This is a genomic window from Paenibacillus sp. ACRSA (genome assembly GCF_022346845.1).
Classification (GTDB): domain Bacteria; phylum Bacillota; class Bacilli; order Paenibacillales; family Paenibacillaceae; genus Paenibacillus.
The window spans coordinates 380,464-398,465 of sequence record NZ_JAKRNP010000001.1; the positions used below are offsets into that span (position 1 = coordinate 380,464).

Genomic DNA, 18,002 nt, shown 5'->3' on the forward strand with positions numbered 1-18,002 from the left:
AGAAAATTCATCTTCACTCAAGACCTTTACTCCGAAATCACCATTGATTTCTCAGTCTTAGGTGGCACTAAGTCGACTCCTCCTGGGTGAAAAGGATGGCATTTAGCGATCCGTTTCGCAGCAAGCAATGAGCCTTTCAACGCCCCATGTACTTCAATCGCTTCCATTGCGTAAGCTGAGCACGTTGGATAGAAGCGGCAGCTTGGCGGCTTCAGAGGAGAAATATAATTACGATAGACCCGTATAGGAGCCTGCATAATTCGACGAGATATTTTCATTATTAATGTTTCCCATGGGAATGTTGATGTCCCGATGCAACTTTGGCTGGTGCATGTTCAGCGCAGTCTTTACAATATCCGAACACTTCAAATTTATGATCCACGACCTGAAACTGTTCGGGCGCGTCTGCGAGTTGCATTGGGCAGAACACGATTGGATATGTCTTCTGACATTTCAGACAGATCATGTGGTGGTGGTGGTGATCCTCACTACAAGAAGCTCTGAACTTCACACCATCTTCAAAGACGACCTGCTCCAATACGCCTAACTCCTGCATGACACGAAGATTACGATACACCGTATCAAAGCTCAGTCCACTATAAGTTTTCCCCATATATTCATAAACATCCTTAGGCGTTAAATACCCTGGAGATTCCGCAAACAAACGAGCCAATGTCTTCCGCTGATCCGTTATGCGAAGTCCCTGCGAGGACATCGTATTAATAATCTGTTCTGTTGACAGCATTACCTAAGCACCTCCTGTCATTCAAGCACTGCAATGATTGTTCAATAGTCTAACAAAATGAAAAAAATTCAACAACTCTCTTATCATAATGCCCTAAATTGAGTTTAGAGTCAACGAGGCTCCTTAATCGCCTATTTTTCACACTGACTATATAAGAAAAACTCCTATCGTCGTACCTCCACAGAAGACAGACCGCGTTTAGTTGTCGTTTTTCTTGCGATAATTGAATGGTTCAGCTCCGCTGAAAACTGATACATTCTATTATCTAAAAAAAAGGACTCCACTCAAGGAGTCCTTCCCGACGGTTCAGAAGAAATTAATCCTTCATAGACTTTTGGGGTGACAGGGTATATATGATATAAGCTTCACTCCAAACCGTCTTTTTGCTGAAACAGTAGCATGTTACGGCTCAACTACTTCTCTTGTGGAAGTGGTGTGAACAGAAGATTTACAGGAAGGTTACTTCCTGGTGCAGCCGAGAATACAATCGTTACACTCTCGCCATATGAGCCTGTACGGTAGAGCACACCTTGTTCGTTAGGAGCACTCAAAGCCTTGTTGCCACTAGAAAGCTGAACAACCTGACCATTCACAAGCGCCACGCCAGAATATTTGCCTCCACGTGGATTAAAAGAGATTAAGGTACGTGGAGCCACATTATTGAGCGTAATTTTGTAAAGAACACCAAAATTACCAGCGTTGGACGCTATTGTATGAGCCATTGGATCAGTTCCATCCAAGTTCGGATCACTTGAGTTATCTCCGAGTGGCAGACGGGAAGGCTTCGAACCTACTTCCTGATCGTACGTAATAATCCGGGTTGCATTAGGATACGTTCCACGGTTATGAACACCGTCGCGATCCAGAACAGGTAGTGTCTGCAATGCTTCGAAAGGATCTTTATTTTCTTCAATCAAAATTACGTTGTAGTCAAGCATATAGTCACTAAAAGCATCCGAATATAGTGAAATGACCTGACCTTCCTTCATTGGAACTGCATTGAGTTCTGTCAGAATGAGTTTACTTTCTCCTGGTTGAATATAAATTCTCTTCTGATCAGCACCGGATGCAATGGACGTGAACCACTCATCTATAGACTTTCTGCCAGCTACCGTAGCGAACGGAGTTGGTCCCGCAAAGCCCATATTTTGCTGCTCAAATACAGCTGTATAAGGGTTATTGTTTGTTGCAATGACATACATTTTCACTCGTTTACCTGTGTTGTTTACATGGTGAATCATGAAGCGTGTCTGTCCAAATGAAGATTCCTTATATACAATCCCTTCCGTATTCACGGTTTCCGGACTGTTACTACGAATCAACAAACTTGGCTCATCACGGTACGTGTAAGGAACTTTTTCCATCGCAGGTACTTCACCACCATTGAAGGTGAATTTGTCACCTACAGGTGTGAACAACTGATTGAAATCGGACAAACTGTAGAGCGTTTCGCCCGTAATACTAATCGTTTTGGTATAGCTATCGCTTGCACCATGTTTATCCGTAACGGTAATCGTTATGGTCTTTGGTCCAGGTACGAAGAATGCGAGGGCATTATTGTCCCATTCCGTCTTAACAATCGCATTTTCGTCATCCGTACTTTGATCAATATAGGTGATTTTTTCACCCATTTTGTACTCTTCTTTATCCGTTGTAAACATCGCTACTGGCGGAAGGTTCGGTTTCTCCACCTTGATTGTCAGCGAGTATGGCTCACTCCATTGACCGCTTGAATCTTGGACCGCATAGGTTACCGTGTATGTACCTGGTTGGTCAAATATGTCTTGACGGCCTGTCCAGCGCTCGTCCACAATGGCAAGGCCTTTGGGAGAACTGGATTTCGTTGTATATGTCACTACATCACCAGCAAAAATTTCTTTTTGAACAGTGAAGCTAGCTGCCGGCTTAGTATTCAGGTTCAATACTACAGTCTTCGCAGATTGATTTACTGTATAAGTAATGTTAAGCGCCTGTGTAATGGAAGTCAAAGGCACCATAAACGTATTTTTCTCTTGATAAGCAGGACCCTTCATGGATCTGGATTCACCATTTACCGTATAGATCGTGCTGTCTGTCTTAAAACGAAGTTCATCTTCACCACTAATAATAATGGTTTCTTTCGTTGTATTATCGTATTTCACATCATATCCAACCCGATCTACCAGAGCACGGATTGCAACATAAGATACACCATTTTTGACAGCCATCGGTTGTCCTGCAAGGTACGTCTTGCCATCTTGCATCATTTTGTTGCTGTTCATGTACAGTGTCAGGTCACCACCTGTGCTTCCTTGCAACGATGGGTTGCCAGCGGACGGCTGTTCAACTTCTACCGGTGCAGGTGCAGGCGTTTCTCCCTCTTCAGCTTCAGCTTCTGGCGTTTCTGTTTCCGTTACCGGCTCAACAGGAGTAACATCCGTCGCTGGAGGTTCTGTTGTTTCAGGACTTACTTCTTCGGTTGCATCATTCTGCGTTGCTTGTGTTTCTGCCCCGGATTTCACATCCGATTCGGAAATCGTTTGTTCTTTTTTCAATACCTCCACGGATTTAACTGTGGCTTTATTTACGGGTGTAGTTTCACTTTGGTCAGTTGATTGTGCGCTAGCCGGAAGTACTGCAAACGCTTGAAAAACAGCTAAAGCGGTAAGTATGGACAAGTTCTTTTTCAGATTCATTCTTTGTCTTTGGCTCCTTCTGCTCCCATTTTATAAATATCCCCCTCAAAAAGTCATACTATTAGACGCTTATAAACGGGAAAAGTTGCTAAAAATATTTTAATAGAAATGTAAACTTTGAATAATGTGAACAAACCTCGCTAAAACTTTACGGACAAGGCTTTAATCAAGCTCATGAATTTCTTCAATACTATGAAACTACTGATCTATCAACATTTACACCTGGTATAAACGTTTGAACAGACGTTTTGGTTTCAACCTATTCAAACAAAAAAGCAGCCTTGCGATTCTTCATCGCCTTGGCTGCTTCTGTATATTCATCATTGGCTTGAACAAGCTGCCCCTGATGTTTCCTCTCTCCCTTGCTGGATCAATCGATAAGCACGCTCAACCTCTTCTTCACTCGGAGAAGGAACACCTTCAAGCGGGTACACCTTGCCAAGCGCTTCCCATTTGTAGATCCCCATCTGGTGATAGGGGAGAATTTCGAACTTCTCGACCCCATTTAATGTACCAATGAATCTTCCGAGGTTAAGTAAGTCCTCTTCATCATTGTGAATGCCAGGCACATATACGTGGCGTATCCACATTTTACGTCCTTGCTCAGACAACCACTGAGCTGTCTTCAGCGTTCTTTCATTGGATTTTCCAGTCAACTTGATATGTTTCTCATTATCGATGTGCTTCAGGTCGAGCAACACTAAGTCTGTGTTATCCAGTAGTTCATGAATACGCTCAGGTTCGTTGAATCCATTACTATCTAGCGTGGTGTGAAGTCCCCAGCGGCGTTTGACTTCCTTGAACACTTGGGCTACAAAATGAGATTGGAGCGTTGGTTCTCCACCGGATACGGTGAGTCCCCCGCCTGAACTACGATAATAGGAAAGGTAAGGCTCGATCTCAGCCAATACCTCCTCTACGGTCGTTTCCTTACCTCCATCCAGTGCCCATGTATCGGGATTGTGGCAATACTGACACTTGAGTAGACATCCTTGCATAAAGAGCACGAAGCGGATGCCTGGGCCGTCAACCGTCCCGAAAGTTTCGAGTGAATGAATATGTCCTTTAACCATGCTGCCTCTTCCTTTCTATATCCGCATCCGCTGTGCGTTTAATTGTTGACCAGATGTTCCACTGGATTTGTCTTCACACTGTAATATTTGGTTTACATGGAGCCATGGAACGTACGGTTAATGACATCGAGTTGTTGTTCACGAGTCAGCTTGATGAAGTTAACCGCATATCCGGATACCCGTACAGTAAGCTGTGGATAATTTTCCGGGTGCTCCATCGCATCCATCAATTGCTGACGATCAAACACGTTGACGTTTAGGTGATGGGCATTCTGACCAAAGTATCCATCCATCATAGCAGTCAGATTAGATTTACGCGTATTCTCCTCTTTACCCAGTGCTTTTGGCACAATGGAAAAGGTGTTAGAGATACCATCAAGGCTGTGTTCATAAGGCAATTTGGCTACAGAGCCAAGGGATGCCAATGCACCTTTTTTATCACGTCCATGCATTGGGTTCGCACCTGGTGCAAATGGTTCGCCTGCTTTACGGCCATCTGGTGTAGTTCCTGTTTTCTTACCGTAAACTACGTTGGAAGTGATGGTCAGCACGGATTGCGTTGGTACCGCATTACGGTATGCTTTGTGCTTACGAATCATGCCCATGAAGCTCTCAACCAGCTCAACAGCAATACTATCTACGCTGTCTTCATTGTTACCGTAACAAGGGAATTCTCCTTCAATTTCAAAATCAACGGCAATGCCTTGTTCGTTACGAATCGGTTTTACTTTGGCATATTTGATGGCGCTGAGTGAATCCGCTGCAACGGAGAGACCTGCAATACCACAAGCCATTGTGCGAACAATGTCACGGTCATGCAATGCCATTTCGATCCGCTCGTAGCTATATTTATCGTGCATGTAATGGATGACGTTAAGGGTGTTCATGTACAGCTTCGCCAGCCATTCCATCATCGGTTTGAAGCGTTTCATAACTTCATTGTAATCCAGCACTTCGCTTGTAATAGCAGGGAATTCAGGCCCTACTTGTGCTCCGGACTTCTCGTCACGACCACCATTGATTGCATACAAGAGAGCTTTTGCAAGGTTCGCACGTGCTCCGAAGAATTGCATTTGTTTCCCGATCTTCATTGCAGATACACAGCAGGCAATACCGTAATCATCACCATAGATCGGACGCATCAGATCGTCATTCTCATATTGGATCGAGCTCGTTTCGATAGATACTTTACTGCAGTATTCTTTGAATGCTTCCGGCAGTTTAGTAGACCAGAGTACAGTCAAGTTTGGTTCCGGTGCAGGTCCCAGGTTATGCAGCGTGTGCAGGAAACGGAAGCTGTTTTTCGTTACACGTGTCTCACCATTTACAGACATACCGCCGATGGACTCAGTCACCCAAGTTGGATCTCCACTGAACAGTTCGTTATAGTCCGGCGTACGCAAGAATTTCACGATCCGCAGCTTCATAACAAAATGGTCAACCAGCTCTTGAGCCTGTTCTTCCGTCAGAATACCTTCTTGCAGATCACGTTCAATGTAGATATCCAGGAAGGATGATACACGTCCCAGTGACATTGCAGCACCATTCTGCTCTTTGATCGCTGCGAGGTAACCGAAGTACAACCATTGGAACGCTTCTTTTGCTGTTGTTGCTGGTAAGGAAATATCGAAACCGTGCATTTCGCCCAATTGTTTCAGTTCTTGCAGAGCACGAATCTGTTCAGACAACTCTTCGCGCAGACGGATAACATCTTCATCGATAACATCTACTTCCAAGGCGTTCAATTCGCCTTTTTTGTTACGAATCAGGAAGTCCACTCCGTACAATGCTACCCGGCGGTAGTCTCCGATAATCCGGCCACGACCATACGCATCTGGTAAACCTGTAATGATCCCTGCTTTACGCGCTGCACGCATGTCAGAAGTATAAGCGTCGAATACACCTTGGTTATGTGTTTTACGAATGTTTGTGAATATATCAATGACGCCTTGAGGCATTTCGAAGCCATATGCCTCACATGCATCAATCATCATGCGAATTCCGCCGAATGGCTGAATGGAACGTTTGAATGGAGCATCGGTCTGAACGCCGACAATTTGTTCTTTGGATTGATCCAGATAACCAGGTTGGTGAGAAGTAATCGTCGCAGGCGTATTTACGTCTACGTCAAGGACACCACCGTTATCCCGTTCTTTTTTGGTCAGATCAGATACGATATCCCACAATTCTTTTGTATTCTGGGTTGCACCTTCGAGAAATGCTTCATCTCCATAATAAGGAGACAAATTGTGTTCCAAAAAGTCATTCACATTAACGGTTTTAGTCCAAGTTCCTTTGGTAAAGTTTCTCCAGCCTGTTTGTTGTTTGACATCTTTTTCGATCACCGACATCGTAATCCCTCCACTAATTTGGATTTCTGGACACATAACATGCTGCGTCTTCGTATCATTGTGTGTCCAGAGCCGCGATTAATGTGAATTGTTTCACATAAACCGGAACACGTTCTCTCTACTTGGGAACCGGAACCGCGGAATGAATGTTTTTCTTACATTTTCAGTATACGTCGTGGCGATTTCACCATCTGTGATTTTTATCACAAAGTCAGTGAACTTACTCACTCCACCTGCAATGTGTCATGTTTAACCGCGGGATAGTTCACACTGGCCACTCCGCTGACAGAACAACCTTCCGATCGCTGTTATTCCCGGATTTTACGATTTACCTTTTCAAAGGTAAAAATCCGGGAATAAAGGCGAGCGCTTCGCTTCTTCAGGTTTTTTCTGTCCTCTCCGCTAACGTGTGAACGGGTGGTTCAAACTGCCACATCACGGATTCCGTGTTGCATTTTTCAAAAGATTGGCGGCTCCTCTTCGATCTGGAGCCGAAACATGAAGTGATTATGTTCCTGAAAAAGCAGGGGCTTTGCTCCTCTGTTTTTCTGCCCATTTCCTCTTCTTTGTGAACCATTGGATCCAACTACCACATCACGGATTCCGTATTGTATCTTTAAAGGGCTGGGGCGGCTCCTCTTCGATCTGGAGCCGAAATTTTAAGTGATCAAGTTCCTGAAAAAGCGGAGGCTTCGCTCCTCCGTTTTTCTGCCCACCTCCTTTCCCTCCCAACCTTTGGTTCTACCTGCTACAGCACAGATTATGTGTTCCTCTAAACATACGGCAATCGGGGCTCCCCATTGCGGGGAACCCTGAACCTATTTGCCCCTCCTCAACAAGCTGTTGCATGTTTCGGAAGGTTATTATTATTCGAATTTGCCGTAGAATGCGTTGCGATATACATCTGCAAGTTCTGTAACCAACGGTAGTTTAGGATTCGCAGTTGTACATTGGTCTTCAAAGGCACGATCAGCCAGGTAATCTACATGTGCTTCGAAGTCTTTTGCATCGAATCCAATTTCTTGGAATGATTCCTCGATACCCAATGTTTTGTTCATTTTACGAATAGCGTTGATTAGGCTGGTAACCCCTTCTTCGGTTGTGCGAGCAGGCAATCCGAGAATGCGGGCAATTTGGGCATATCGTTCATCTGCCACAAAGTGCGAGTATTTCGGGAACGATGCAAATTTGGTCGGTTTTTTCGCATTGTATCGAATAACGTGTGGCATCAAAATCGCATTGGTACGTCCATGGGCTGTATGGTACTGACCGCCCCATTTGTGCGCCAAGCTGTGGTTAATACCCAAGAATGCGTTGGCAAATGCCATACCGGCAATCGTTGAAGCATTATGCATTTTCTCGCGTGCCAGTTTGTCGCCTTGTAATGCTGATTGCTCCAAGTACTGGAACACGAGTTGAATGGCTTTGATCGCTAACCCATCTGTATAGTCATTCGCCATAACGGATACATAAGCTTCAATCGCATGTGTCAGTACGTCCATCCCTGTGTCAGCTACAGCTGTTTTGGGCAGCGAGTATACAAACTCAGGGTCTACGATTGCCACGTCAGGAGTCAGCTCATAGTCAGCCAGTGGATATTTGGTGTTTCCTAGATTTTTATCCGTGATAACAGCAAATGATGTCACTTCCGATCCTGTACCCGATGTTGTTGGGATCGCTACAAATTTTGCTTTTACGCCGAGTCTTGGATATTTGTAGATCCGTTTGCGGATATCCATGAACTTTTGCTTCAGATCGTTAAAGTCTGTATCTGGATATTCATAGAACAACCACATCGCTTTGGCAGCATCCATTGGTGATCCGCCACCGAGAGCGATAATGCAGTCCGGTTGGAAGCGACGCATCATTTCGGTTCCGCGATCTACTGTCGTTGTGGATGGATCCGGCTCAACATCCGAGAACACTTCAATGGCTACAGGCATTTGGCGTTGACGCAGATAATGCTCTACTTTCTCGACATAACCGAGCTTCACCATCATGGCATCCGTAATAATTGCAACACGGGTGATATCTGGCATTTTGGCGAGATACTGCGTCGCACCTTTTTCGAAGTAGACCTTGTTCGGTACTTTGAACCATTGCATATTCACGGTACGGCGAGCCACCCTTTTCACATTGATTAAGTTGACAGCAGTTACGTTCGACGAAGTCGAGTTACGTCCGTATGAACCACATCCCAGTGTGAGCGATGGCATATTCGTATTGTAGATATCGCCGATTGCTCCGTGTGTGGAAGGTGAGTTGACGATGATACGTCCTGTTTGCAGGCGATCTGCAAATTTGTTAATGATTTCTTCATTGTTGGAGTGAATAACGGATGAGTGTCCCATACCGCCAAAAGCAACAACTTCTGCTGCACGTTCAATCCCTTCTGCTGCCGTTTTGACTTTGTAACAAGCCAGTACTGGGCTTAATTTTTCCGCAGACAATGGGAATTTGACGCCAACACCTTCGATTTCGGCAACCAAGATTTTGGTGCTTGCTGGAACTTCAATACCGCACATTTGAGCAATCGCTACTGCGGATTGACCTACAATCGCCGGGTTTACTGCGCATTTCTCAACATTAATGGCGCCTGCTGTCAGTTTGGCAGCTTCATCCTTGTTAACGAAGTAACATCCATTGGCAATCATTTTCTTTTTGACTTGATCAAAGATAGGCTCTTCAATAATGACCGCTTGCTCGGAAGCACAGATCATTCCATTATCAAATGATTTGGACAAAATCAGATCCGTCACTGCCTGATTGATATCCGCCGTTTTCTCAATAAAGCAAGGTACGTTACCTGGCCCTACGCCGAGTGCTGGTTTACCACAGCTATATGCCGCTCGCACCATACCTGATCCACCTGTCGCCAGAATGAGTGCCACATCGTTGTGGTTCATCAAGGCGTTGGTGCGATCCATGGATGGATCATCAATCCACTGAATACAGTCGGCTGGAGCACCATGCTTCACTGCGGCTTCAAGCAAGATTCGGGCTGCTTCGCGGCTACAGTTCTGTGCAGATGGGTGGAAACCGAAGATAATCGGGTTACGAGTCTTAATAGAGATCAGTGCCTTAAACATCGTCGTTGATGTTGGGTTGGTAACAGGGGTAATCCCCATGATGATGCCAACCGGCTCGGCAATTTTCTGGAAGTTCTCATATTCGTTATCTTCAATAACGCCAACCGTTTTGTCATATTTGATGCTATGGTACACATATTCTGTAGCAAATATATTTTTAGTGATTTTATCTTCATACACACCGCGGCCGGTTTCTTCCACAGCCATTTTGGCGAGCATCATGTGTTTATCCAGACCTGCAAGCGCCATTGCTTGCACAATTCGATCGATCTGCTGTTGATCCATGGACATGAATGCTGCGTGTGCTTTATTCGCTTTGTCAATTAACGTTTGAATATACTGACCTGCTGTCGGTTCTTTTGCTGGGGCGACCTCGTTCTTTACAGCCATCTCCCTCATCCTCCTAAAGGTTCGTATTATGTTGTCTCTCTTCTTTACATTCACATCGTATCATGGGACATGATTTAATTATGTGATTTTTTTCACAAAGTATTCCGAATTTAAATTTAGTTTCTTAATGTCTGCTAACAAGTACACTACTACGGCATTTCCAACAAGGATCTTTCAGCTACATACTAGCCCACAAAAAGTGAATTTAATCACAATGTTTGAAATATCGCCATTTTTGTTCCCTTTCTATCCCCCTCAAACGGTAAGATTAGGTATATACTGAACTTAAAAATTGAACCACCGCAATTTGTACCGTCCTTCCCGGCCGAGATGACCCCGAACGGACGGCAACCGTTTGCGGCGAACCACAAAGGTCATGTAAGCCACATGCAGCCTTTGACTGGAGACAAAGGGGAGATAGACTTATGAGAGACCAACTAGTCATTGAAAAACGCGGAAATACAAACTGTTTCTCGGACGCGAACTTTAACCATTTGCTTGTAACGATGAAAGATAGAACCTATCCCGAAGGAACTCATCTGTATTGGGAGGGCGATGTCTCTGACAAACTTTATTATATGAAAAGAGGCCGTGCCCAGATTACCAAGTCAACTGATGAAGGTAAAGAATTGATCATGTACATGTATCAATCTGGAGATATGATTGGGCAGGCTGATCCTTTCTTTGGTTCGAAACATACCTTCTCGGCAGAAGTGCTGGAAGACAGCGAAATAGGTGTACTAGAACATAAAGACCTGGAGATGCTGATTTGTCAACATTGTGACTTTGCCATTGATTTTATGAAATGGATGGGTATTCACCATCGACTCACCCAGACCAAGTTCCGTGATCTAATGCTGTATGGCAAACCTGGTGCGCTCTGCTCTACCTTAATTCGTTTGTCCAATTCTTATGGTGAATCACACGGCGATCATACCATCATCCACAAAAAAATTACGCATACGGATCTGTCCAATATGATTGGCGCTACCCGTGAGAGTGTAAACCGTATGTTAAGTGATCTACGTAAAAAAGACGCTATCGAATATGATAATGGCATGATTGTCATCAAAGATCTGAAAATGCTGCAAGGCATCTGTCACTGTGAACTATGCCCTAGCGAAATCTGCCGAATCTAAAATGACTAATCACCGTAATCCATTTCATAAATCATTAAAACGAGTTTTATGTAACTAGTTATAGATAAATTAAACCATTTCGATCTATATCTAGCCTTGATTTAAGCAGCTAAAGGTATTATGAAATTGATTCACCTACAATAATCCTAAATTTCAATATGTATATAAAAAAAGCCCAATCTTCTCGCTTTAGAAGATGGGCCTTTTGGTATTTAGGATGTCGTTAATTCAAGTTTAATCGCGTCACGTGGACTGAGCTTCATGTCCAAGCCATTATCCATCAATTCCTTATCATTTACCTTAATAACCCAGCGTTGATTCATTCGTGGGATGACATTTTCAACAGCAACCACATATTTGTTATTCTCAGACATTCTGACAACGCCACTGGACTTTAATACATCACGAACGGTGCACTCCTGAATATACACACCGGCATATTGCCGATTAAGATTTGGCATAATGTTGCCGCCGCTCACTTTGAGTAAAGTCGTCTGATACGCTACGCCCTCTCCTGTACTGTCAGCGGCTTTTACATATATTATCACTTCATCTTTGGCATGAAGCTCCATATTCCAATCTTCTGGATCAATATCTTTGCCATTCAATTTAACAGCCCAGATTAACGAGGAATCAAGCGAGACCTCTCCGACGGATTGAATTCGTTTTCCATCAGCCGTAAAATCAACAAGCCCACTGTTGGATAGTGCCTTCTTGAGCGTTAATCCTTCGCTAAAATCCCGTTTAATCGACTTGGTTGCATCCGGTAAAAAGGTACTGCCGTCTACGGCAACCGTAATGGAATTCGTAGGTTCGGTTTCCTGTACCACTGGCTGCTCCGAAGGCCGTGTCTCTGTACATCCGCTGAGAATAACTAAAATAAGTAGGCATAAGCCTATGAAACCGGGGATCTTCTTATTCATGTAGGTAACACCACCCTGCGTAAAATCATTCACCCTGTTGTCCATACCCTCTATTATGGCACAGAATCCAGCCAAAAAAAGTGTCAATGCCGTTACTTTTATTGGACAGCATGTGTATAAAGTGGAACGTTCATGCATTTTTCTGCTGTGATTGAATCCTATTTAATTACAAAAAGACGCTACAATTCACATCTCAGTGAAATGTAACGCCTCTTAATTTAGAGTGGTCATAACTGCCCCCACCACGAATTGTTGTTGTTTGTTTACCTTTACTGAACGCAAGCTTGCATATACGTTCTGCCCCCGTCCCCATCTTTTAAGTACGGATTCAGCCCAGAGAATTGCTCCCCGGAAACATATACACCTGTAAGTAATCGTCCCTCTAACATCTCACCATCAAGCTGCACACACAAAGAAGGTGCTGTCACATATTCCTGATACAGCGGAATCTGACCATAAGGACGATGAACCTTGAACAATTTGCCTTGCTCGTTGAGTGGACGCTCTGAGAAGTAGGTAGGTACGATGTAGCGAGCAATGGTATCCAGTTCATCTGCTGTGTAGAATGCTTCATCACCAAGCCATGGGGCAAACATTCGAATCTTCTCATATTGAGCCCACACAATCGCTTGAATCAGCATTTCCGGCTTGAACACATGCCCTTCCCCATTCGCTGTAGATTGAGGCCCACGTAGGAAGTCATCTGCATTTAATGGCATGATGACATCTTCGTTATGTCTCAATTCGCATCCAATGCATTTCCAGCCTCTTGGGGTCTGAATCCATTTCTGCAGCACAATCGGAGCTAATCCTGAGCCCTTGCTGCGATCCAACCGTTGCTTATCGGAAACTTGATTTCTAAACGATTGAGAATACGTATTGCGGACAAACAGTTCTGCTGCCTTCTTATAAATCAAATGTACCTGAATGGATGCGTTCTCAAGTTCTGCAATATCTTGTTTGCCGTATCGTACTTCCCGGGATAAGCTTTCTTCTCTCATGACAAGTGGCCTCCTCGCTCCGACCGTATACGGCCATAGTTGTAAGGAATAGACATTGTTCTTATTCTTACAATTATACTACAACTCATGACAACATGTGCAGAACACACAAGAATTATGTCAGGGATATCATTACCTATATCATACATAGTTATGGCTCATAACATACCTACATTGAGTTGAGAGTGAACGAACCGACGAAGTTTCTCTACATGCTTTCCTGGTATCTTAAAACAAAAAGCTCTCGATTTCCAGTGAAATCAAGAGCTTTTGTCTATTGCCTACTTCGAAACTGGGATGCAAATTACATCAATTAGTCAACCCAATGCTCTGCCCAGTCTTGAATTTGATTCATAACCGGCTGAAGCGCCTTACCTTTCTCTGTCAACTCGTATTCAATACGAACCGGCGTCTCTGGATACACATGACGGATTAGAATGCCTTCACTTTCCAGATCCTTCATCCGCTCGGATAACATCTTGTCACTCATTGATGGAATGAGGTTGGAAATATCCTTAAATCGCTTAGACCCACTCATCAACGTTTGAATAATTAGACCGTTCCAACGTTTACCCAAAAAGGAAAACGCGGTTTCAAAACGCGGACACATCCGCAAATCTTGGCCTTCCACATTAATCACCTCTTTAGAGATCACTACACTTACGTTTTGTTAGTATATTTCATAATAACATATTTGAGAGCTAAAGGAAACGTCTCTCGCTAAAAACTTTCAATTGGATAAACCGGTTCCATCTTCTATGATGATATTACACAGTATACCATTACATGGGGCTGAAGAACCATGGGAAATATCGTCTCACGTTCTTACAACTGATTTACCCAAAAAGAACCCTACTGCCACAGTCATACAGACTTGGAGAAGGGTTCTTCGGTATACCGCTACATTTATCCATTCACGAGAGATTGCGGCTTAGACCAGCACGCCACCAAATGGTCTTACAGGTTCGCTCTTACCGAATTCCGGCTTGAAGCTACGGGCAGGATATGCCCATTTCACTGCATTGCTGATCACTCTTAAGATTTCCGGTTTGTAATAGGTCGGGTATGTCTCATGACCTGGTCGGAAATAAAAGATCTTACCTTCGCCGCGTCGGAACGTGCATCCGCTCCTGAATACCTCTCCACCTTGGAAATTACTCACAAATACCAGTTCATCCGGTACTGGAATATCGAAGAATTCTCCGTACATTTCTTCTTTTTCCAATACAATCTTGTCTTGGATGCCATCCGCAATCGGATGGGATGGATTGACACACCATACGATCTCCTGCTCGTCAGCTACTCGCCATTTCAGATCACAGCTTGTTCCCATCAGCGCTTTAAACGGTTTGGAGAAGTGACCGGAGTGTAGCACGATCATACCCATGCCGTTTAATACTCGCTGTGTTACCTTCTGCGAAACTTCATCACTTACGCGATCATGTGCCATATGTCCCCACCATATAAGCACATCCGTGGAATTCAGCACCTCATCACTTAACCCGTGTTCAGGCTGATCCAGTGTAGCTGTACGAATCACAAAACCTTCGCCGCCAAGTCCGTCAGCCAATGCTCTATGGAGACCGTCTGGGTAGACTTCTCTAACTTCATCGTGAATTTTCTCATGGACAAATTCATTCCAAATGGTGACGTTGATCATCATTGATTTCCCCCTAATGTAGCTCTAAACCCACCACATGTCGCCCAGCGGTTCTTCAATTAATACCTGCTGGAGATTCTGTACGGCTTTAGAGAATCCTTCTTCAACCGACATCAGACCGTCTTCGTGTTCAATACTTACAACATAATCATATCCGACAAGACGCAGAGCGCTCATAATATCTGCCCACGTTTTGTTATCATGTCCATAACCAACCGAGCGGAACTGCCAAGCTCGATCCAGCATGTTTGTATAATCTTGCATATCCGTTACACCGTGTTTATTCACGTTGATTGGATCAATGGTTGTATCTTTCGCATGGAAGTGATGGATTGCGCCTTCACGTCCGAGAATGTGAATTGCCTGTACAGGATCAATTCCTTGCCACCACATGTGACTTGGGTCAAGGTTAGCTCCAATGACTTCCCCTGCTGCTTCACGCAGTCTGAGCAATGTAGCAGGTGTGTGTACTGAGAATCCGCCGTGTAGCTCCAGACCTACTTTAACATTGCGATCTGCGGCAAATTTACCCCATTCTGTCCAGTAAGGAATAACTTTGTTCTCCCATTGCCACTTCAGAATTTCTTGGAAGTCATTCGGCCATGGTGCAACAGGCCAGTTCGGATACTTAGCATCCTCATGATCACCCGGACAGCCGGAGAATGTATTCACTACAGGTACTTCCAGCTTCTCAGCCAGCTCTACTGTTTTGACGAAGTCATCATGGAATCCTTTAGCAATATCCTTTTGTGGATGCAATGGGTTACCGTGACAGCTCAGTGCGCTGATCATCAAACCACGTGATTCTACTGCATTCTTGAAGTTTTTCAGTGCGGCTGGATTATCAAGCAATTCTGCTGGGTTACAATGTGCGTTCCCCGGGTGTCCTCCTGTACCAATCTCAACGGCTTTTAACCCTTTAGATGCCACATAATCAAGTGCGTCTTCTAATTTACGTCCTCCGAATAGTACCATAAATACGCCGAGTTTCAAGTGCGATTCCTCCCTAGAATAGATGTCGTATAATTGCTAATTCGTTCATTTGTATAAATACCGCTCAGATCATTTACTTGTATCGTTTATTGTGGAAAATGAAGATCATTTCTATCCCTTTAGGATTCAAAATAAACGGCTTTTCCTGTTTGAGCCGATTCATAGATCGCCTCAAGAATCTGAGTTACAACGAGAGCTTGCTCTGGTTTAACGACAGGTTCTTTGTCTTCAATAATCGCTTCAAGCCACATTCTAGCTTCGCGATCTGCTTCATTTTCAGCACTGCCGCTGTAGAAGGCTACTCCACCTGCATCCAGATCAACCTTCGTTTCGAACAACCGGCTTCGCTTCTCACCATTGATTCGCAAACCATCCTGCATATCAGCACCGCCTTCGGTACCACATAGCAATGATTTGGCTTCACCAAACTCGGCAACATTCAATGCCCAACTTGACTCGATGATGATCGTAGCTCCATTCTGCATGGTGATAAAACCGAATGCCGAATCCTCCACCTTAAATTGTTCTGGATCCCACGGCCCAAAAGCATTTGCCGCATTTTCACGCTGACCAAGCTTGTGGAAGGTAGAACCCATAACACTCTTCGGTTTGTAATTGTCCATTAGCCATAATGTCAGATCCAGGGCGTGAGTACCAATATCGATTAACGGACCGCCACCCTGTTTCTCTTCATCCAAAAACACACCCCAGGTTGGAACAGCCCGTCTGCGAAGGGCAATTGCCTTACCAAAGTAAATCTCCCCTAACTCGCCATCCTCACACATCTGCTTCAAATACTGACTATCGCTGCGGAAGCGGTTCTGGTACGCAATCGATAACTTCTTCCCGGTACGTTGTGCCGCCTCGAGCATCGCTTTGGCCTGTTCAGACGTCTTCGCCATCGGTTTCTCACACATGACATGTTTACCAGCTTCCAGAGCGGCTACAGTGATGACGGAGTGCGAATCGTTCGGCGTACACACATGAACCACATCGATACTTTCATCCTTCAGTAGTTCATGATAATCCGTGTACACTTTGGCGCCCTCTGCTCCAAATTCAGCTGCCGCCTCTTCCGCTCGTTCTTTCACAATGTCACAGAAAGCGACCATTCGACCCTGAGATTGTTTGGACAGACTCGGCATATGTTTTCCTTTGGCAATGCCACCACAACCAACAATAGCTATGTTAAGTACTTTAGACATGGATAGGTCCTCCGTTAGCAGCATATTGGCGAATCCAGTTCATGCTGTTCTCAATGCTTAGTAATGATGGATTCTGACATTCATCCTGTTCCACTACCAGCCATTCAGCTCCAGCTTGGTCTGACGATACAGCAACCGCTTCCAAGTCTACTTCCCCCTGGCCAAATTCAACGGTTAACACGCGACCTTCGGTGCGACTCATATCCTTCCAATGCACCAGCGGCAGACGTCCTGCATACTTCGCGATCACTTCCGTTGGTGGATAGCCAGCAGCATGCGCCCAACATGTGTCCAGCTCTACCTGTAGTTGAGAAGCAGGAACGGTCTCGTACATCGCGTACAATGCCGGACGACCACCGACTTGCGCTGTAAATTCAAAATCATGATTGTGATAGAACAGCACCAGATTCTCTGCCGAGACCTTCTCACCGATTGCATTCAGCGAAGCGAATACGTCCTCCCACTGCCGTTGTTCCTCTGACAAATAAGGAACGATTAGATTCCGATTTCCCAGTGCTTTGTGATAAGCGATAACCGAATCCAGATCTTCTTTCAAGCTGTTATATTGCACATGTGTACCTACAATTTCCAGTCCGAGTTCATTTACGATAGCTCTGACTTCCTCTGCGCTATGTCCATAGAAATTATGGAATTCCACACCTTGGTAGCCGAGTTCCGCAATCTTAGCAAGCGTTCCTTTAAAATCGCGTTCCAGTTCATCCCGCACGGTGTATAACTGTAATCCGATCTTCAACATT

14 protein-coding genes are annotated in these 18,002 nt (G+C 44.5%); 1 reads left to right on the forward strand and 13 read right to left on the reverse strand.

Annotation, left to right across the window (positions count from 1 at the left end; genetic code table 11):
• Positions 1-26: 26 nt before the first annotated feature.
• The 6 genes from yidD to adhE form a co-directional block, all read right to left on the reverse strand.
• Positions 27-278 carry a membrane protein insertion efficiency factor YidD gene (gene yidD, locus MH215_RS01805; protein ID WP_082560397.1) on the reverse strand — a complete coding sequence of 84 codons (252 nt, stop codon included), beginning with the start codon at positions 276-278 and terminating at the stop codon, positions 27-29.
• Between the two features lie 2 nt (positions 279-280).
• On the reverse strand, positions 281-745 hold the full coding sequence (locus MH215_RS01810; protein WP_056696483.1) for a Fur family transcriptional regulator: 465 nt from the start codon (positions 743-745) through the stop codon (positions 281-283).
• Positions 746-1,158: 413 nt separating this feature from the next.
• Positions 1,159-3,420 (reverse strand): stalk domain-containing protein, encoded by a 2,262-nt coding sequence (locus MH215_RS01815; protein ID WP_239287321.1) that lies wholly within the window; start codon positions 3,418-3,420, stop codon positions 1,159-1,161.
• A gap of 320 nt (positions 3,421-3,740) precedes the next feature.
• Positions 3,741-4,493 (reverse strand): pyruvate formate-lyase-activating protein, encoded by a 753-nt coding sequence (gene pflA, locus MH215_RS01820; protein ID WP_239287323.1) that lies wholly within the window; start codon positions 4,491-4,493, stop codon positions 3,741-3,743.
• A 92-nt stretch (positions 4,494-4,585) separates the two neighbouring features.
• Positions 4,586-6,844, reverse strand: a complete 2,259-nt coding sequence (pflB, locus tag MH215_RS01825) for a formate C-acetyltransferase (protein WP_056696476.1) — start codon at positions 6,842-6,844, stop codon at positions 4,586-4,588.
• A gap of 866 nt (positions 6,845-7,710) precedes the next feature.
• Positions 7,711-10,323, reverse strand: a complete 2,613-nt coding sequence (gene adhE / locus MH215_RS01830; RefSeq protein WP_239287325.1) for a bifunctional acetaldehyde-CoA/alcohol dehydrogenase — start codon at positions 10,321-10,323, stop codon at positions 7,711-7,713.
• A 425-nt stretch (positions 10,324-10,748) separates the two neighbouring features.
• Between adhE and MH215_RS01835 the strand changes: the two genes are divergently transcribed.
• Positions 10,749-11,462 carry a Crp/Fnr family transcriptional regulator gene (locus MH215_RS01835; protein ID WP_239287327.1) on the forward strand — a complete coding sequence of 238 codons (714 nt, stop codon included), beginning with the start codon at positions 10,749-10,751 and terminating at the stop codon, positions 11,460-11,462.
• 212 nt (positions 11,463-11,674) lie between these two features.
• Here the strand turns inward: MH215_RS01835 and MH215_RS01840 are convergent, their stop codons facing one another.
• The 7 genes from MH215_RS01840 to MH215_RS01870 all read right to left on the reverse strand — a co-directional run bounded on the left by MH215_RS01840 (position 11,675) and on the right by MH215_RS01870 (position 18,001).
• Positions 11,675-12,385 (reverse strand): hypothetical protein, encoded by a 711-nt coding sequence (locus tag MH215_RS01840; protein WP_239287329.1) that lies wholly within the window; start codon positions 12,383-12,385, stop codon positions 11,675-11,677.
• 269 nt (positions 12,386-12,654) lie between these two features.
• Positions 12,655-13,386, reverse strand: a complete 732-nt coding sequence (locus MH215_RS01845; RefSeq protein ID WP_239287331.1) for a hypothetical protein — start codon at positions 13,384-13,386, stop codon at positions 12,655-12,657.
• 313 nt (positions 13,387-13,699) lie between these two features.
• The gene (locus tag MH215_RS01850; RefSeq protein ID WP_164848841.1) at positions 13,700-13,996 is read right to left on the reverse strand and encodes a winged helix-turn-helix transcriptional regulator; all 297 of its coding nucleotides are present in this window, start codon (positions 13,994-13,996) and stop codon (positions 13,700-13,702) included.
• Positions 13,997-14,317: 321 nt separating this feature from the next.
• Entirely contained in the window at positions 14,318-15,046 is a 729-nt protein-coding gene (locus MH215_RS01855) for a ThuA domain-containing protein (protein WP_056696951.1), read from the reverse strand.
• A gap of 24 nt (positions 15,047-15,070) precedes the next feature.
• Positions 15,071-16,039, reverse strand: coding sequence for a sugar phosphate isomerase/epimerase family protein (locus MH215_RS01860; RefSeq protein ID WP_056696464.1), 969 nt, complete (start codon positions 16,037-16,039; stop codon positions 15,071-15,073).
• A 119-nt stretch (positions 16,040-16,158) separates the two neighbouring features.
• Entirely contained in the window at positions 16,159-17,244 is a 1,086-nt protein-coding gene (locus MH215_RS01865) for a Gfo/Idh/MocA family protein (RefSeq protein ID WP_239287333.1), read from the reverse strand.
• On the reverse strand, positions 17,237-18,001 hold the full coding sequence (locus MH215_RS01870) for a sugar phosphate isomerase/epimerase family protein (RefSeq protein ID WP_239287335.1): 765 nt from the start codon (positions 17,999-18,001) through the stop codon (positions 17,237-17,239). Before MH215_RS01870 ends, MH215_RS01865 begins: the two co-directional genes overlap by 8 nt.
• Between the last annotated feature and the right edge of the window lies 1 nt (position 18,002).

Coding starts and splice junctions, on each gene's coding strand:
- MH215_RS01865 (WP_239287333.1), bottom strand. CDS start 17,244: ATGTCTAAAGTACTTAACATAGCTATTGTTGGTTGTGGTGGCATTGCC.
- MH215_RS01835 (WP_239287327.1), top strand. CDS start 10,749: ATGAGAGACCAACTAGTCATTGAAAAACGCGGAAATACAAACTGTTTC.
- MH215_RS01810 (WP_056696483.1), bottom strand. CDS start 745: ATGCTGTCAACAGAACAGATTATTAATACGATGTCCTCGCAGGGACTT.
- pflB (WP_056696476.1), bottom strand. CDS start 6,844: ATGTCGGTGATCGAAAAAGATGTCAAACAACAAACAGGCTGGAGAAAC.
- MH215_RS01845 (WP_239287331.1), bottom strand. CDS start 13,386: ATGAGAGAAGAAAGCTTATCCCGGGAAGTACGATACGGCAAACAAGAT.
- MH215_RS01850 (WP_164848841.1), bottom strand. CDS start 13,996: ATGTGTCCGCGTTTTGAAACCGCGTTTTCCTTTTTGGGTAAACGTTGG.
- adhE (WP_239287325.1), bottom strand. CDS start 10,323: ATGGCTGTAAAGAACGAGGTCGCCCCAGCAAAAGAACCGACAGCAGGT.
- MH215_RS01840 (WP_239287329.1), bottom strand. CDS start 12,385: ATGAATAAGAAGATCCCCGGTTTCATAGGCTTATGCCTACTTATTTTA.
- MH215_RS01855 (WP_056696951.1), bottom strand. CDS start 15,046: ATGATCAACGTCACCATTTGGAATGAATTTGTCCATGAGAAAATTCAC.
- yidD (WP_082560397.1), bottom strand. CDS start 278: ATGAAAATATCTCGTCGAATTATGCAGGCTCCTATACGGGTCTATCGT.
- pflA (WP_239287323.1), bottom strand. CDS start 4,493: ATGGTTAAAGGACATATTCATTCACTCGAAACTTTCGGGACGGTTGAC.
- MH215_RS01815 (WP_239287321.1), bottom strand. CDS start 3,420: ATGAATCTGAAAAAGAACTTGTCCATACTTACCGCTTTAGCTGTTTTT.
- MH215_RS01870 (WP_239287335.1), bottom strand. CDS start 18,001: ATGTTGAAGATCGGATTACAGTTATACACCGTGCGGGATGAACTGGAA.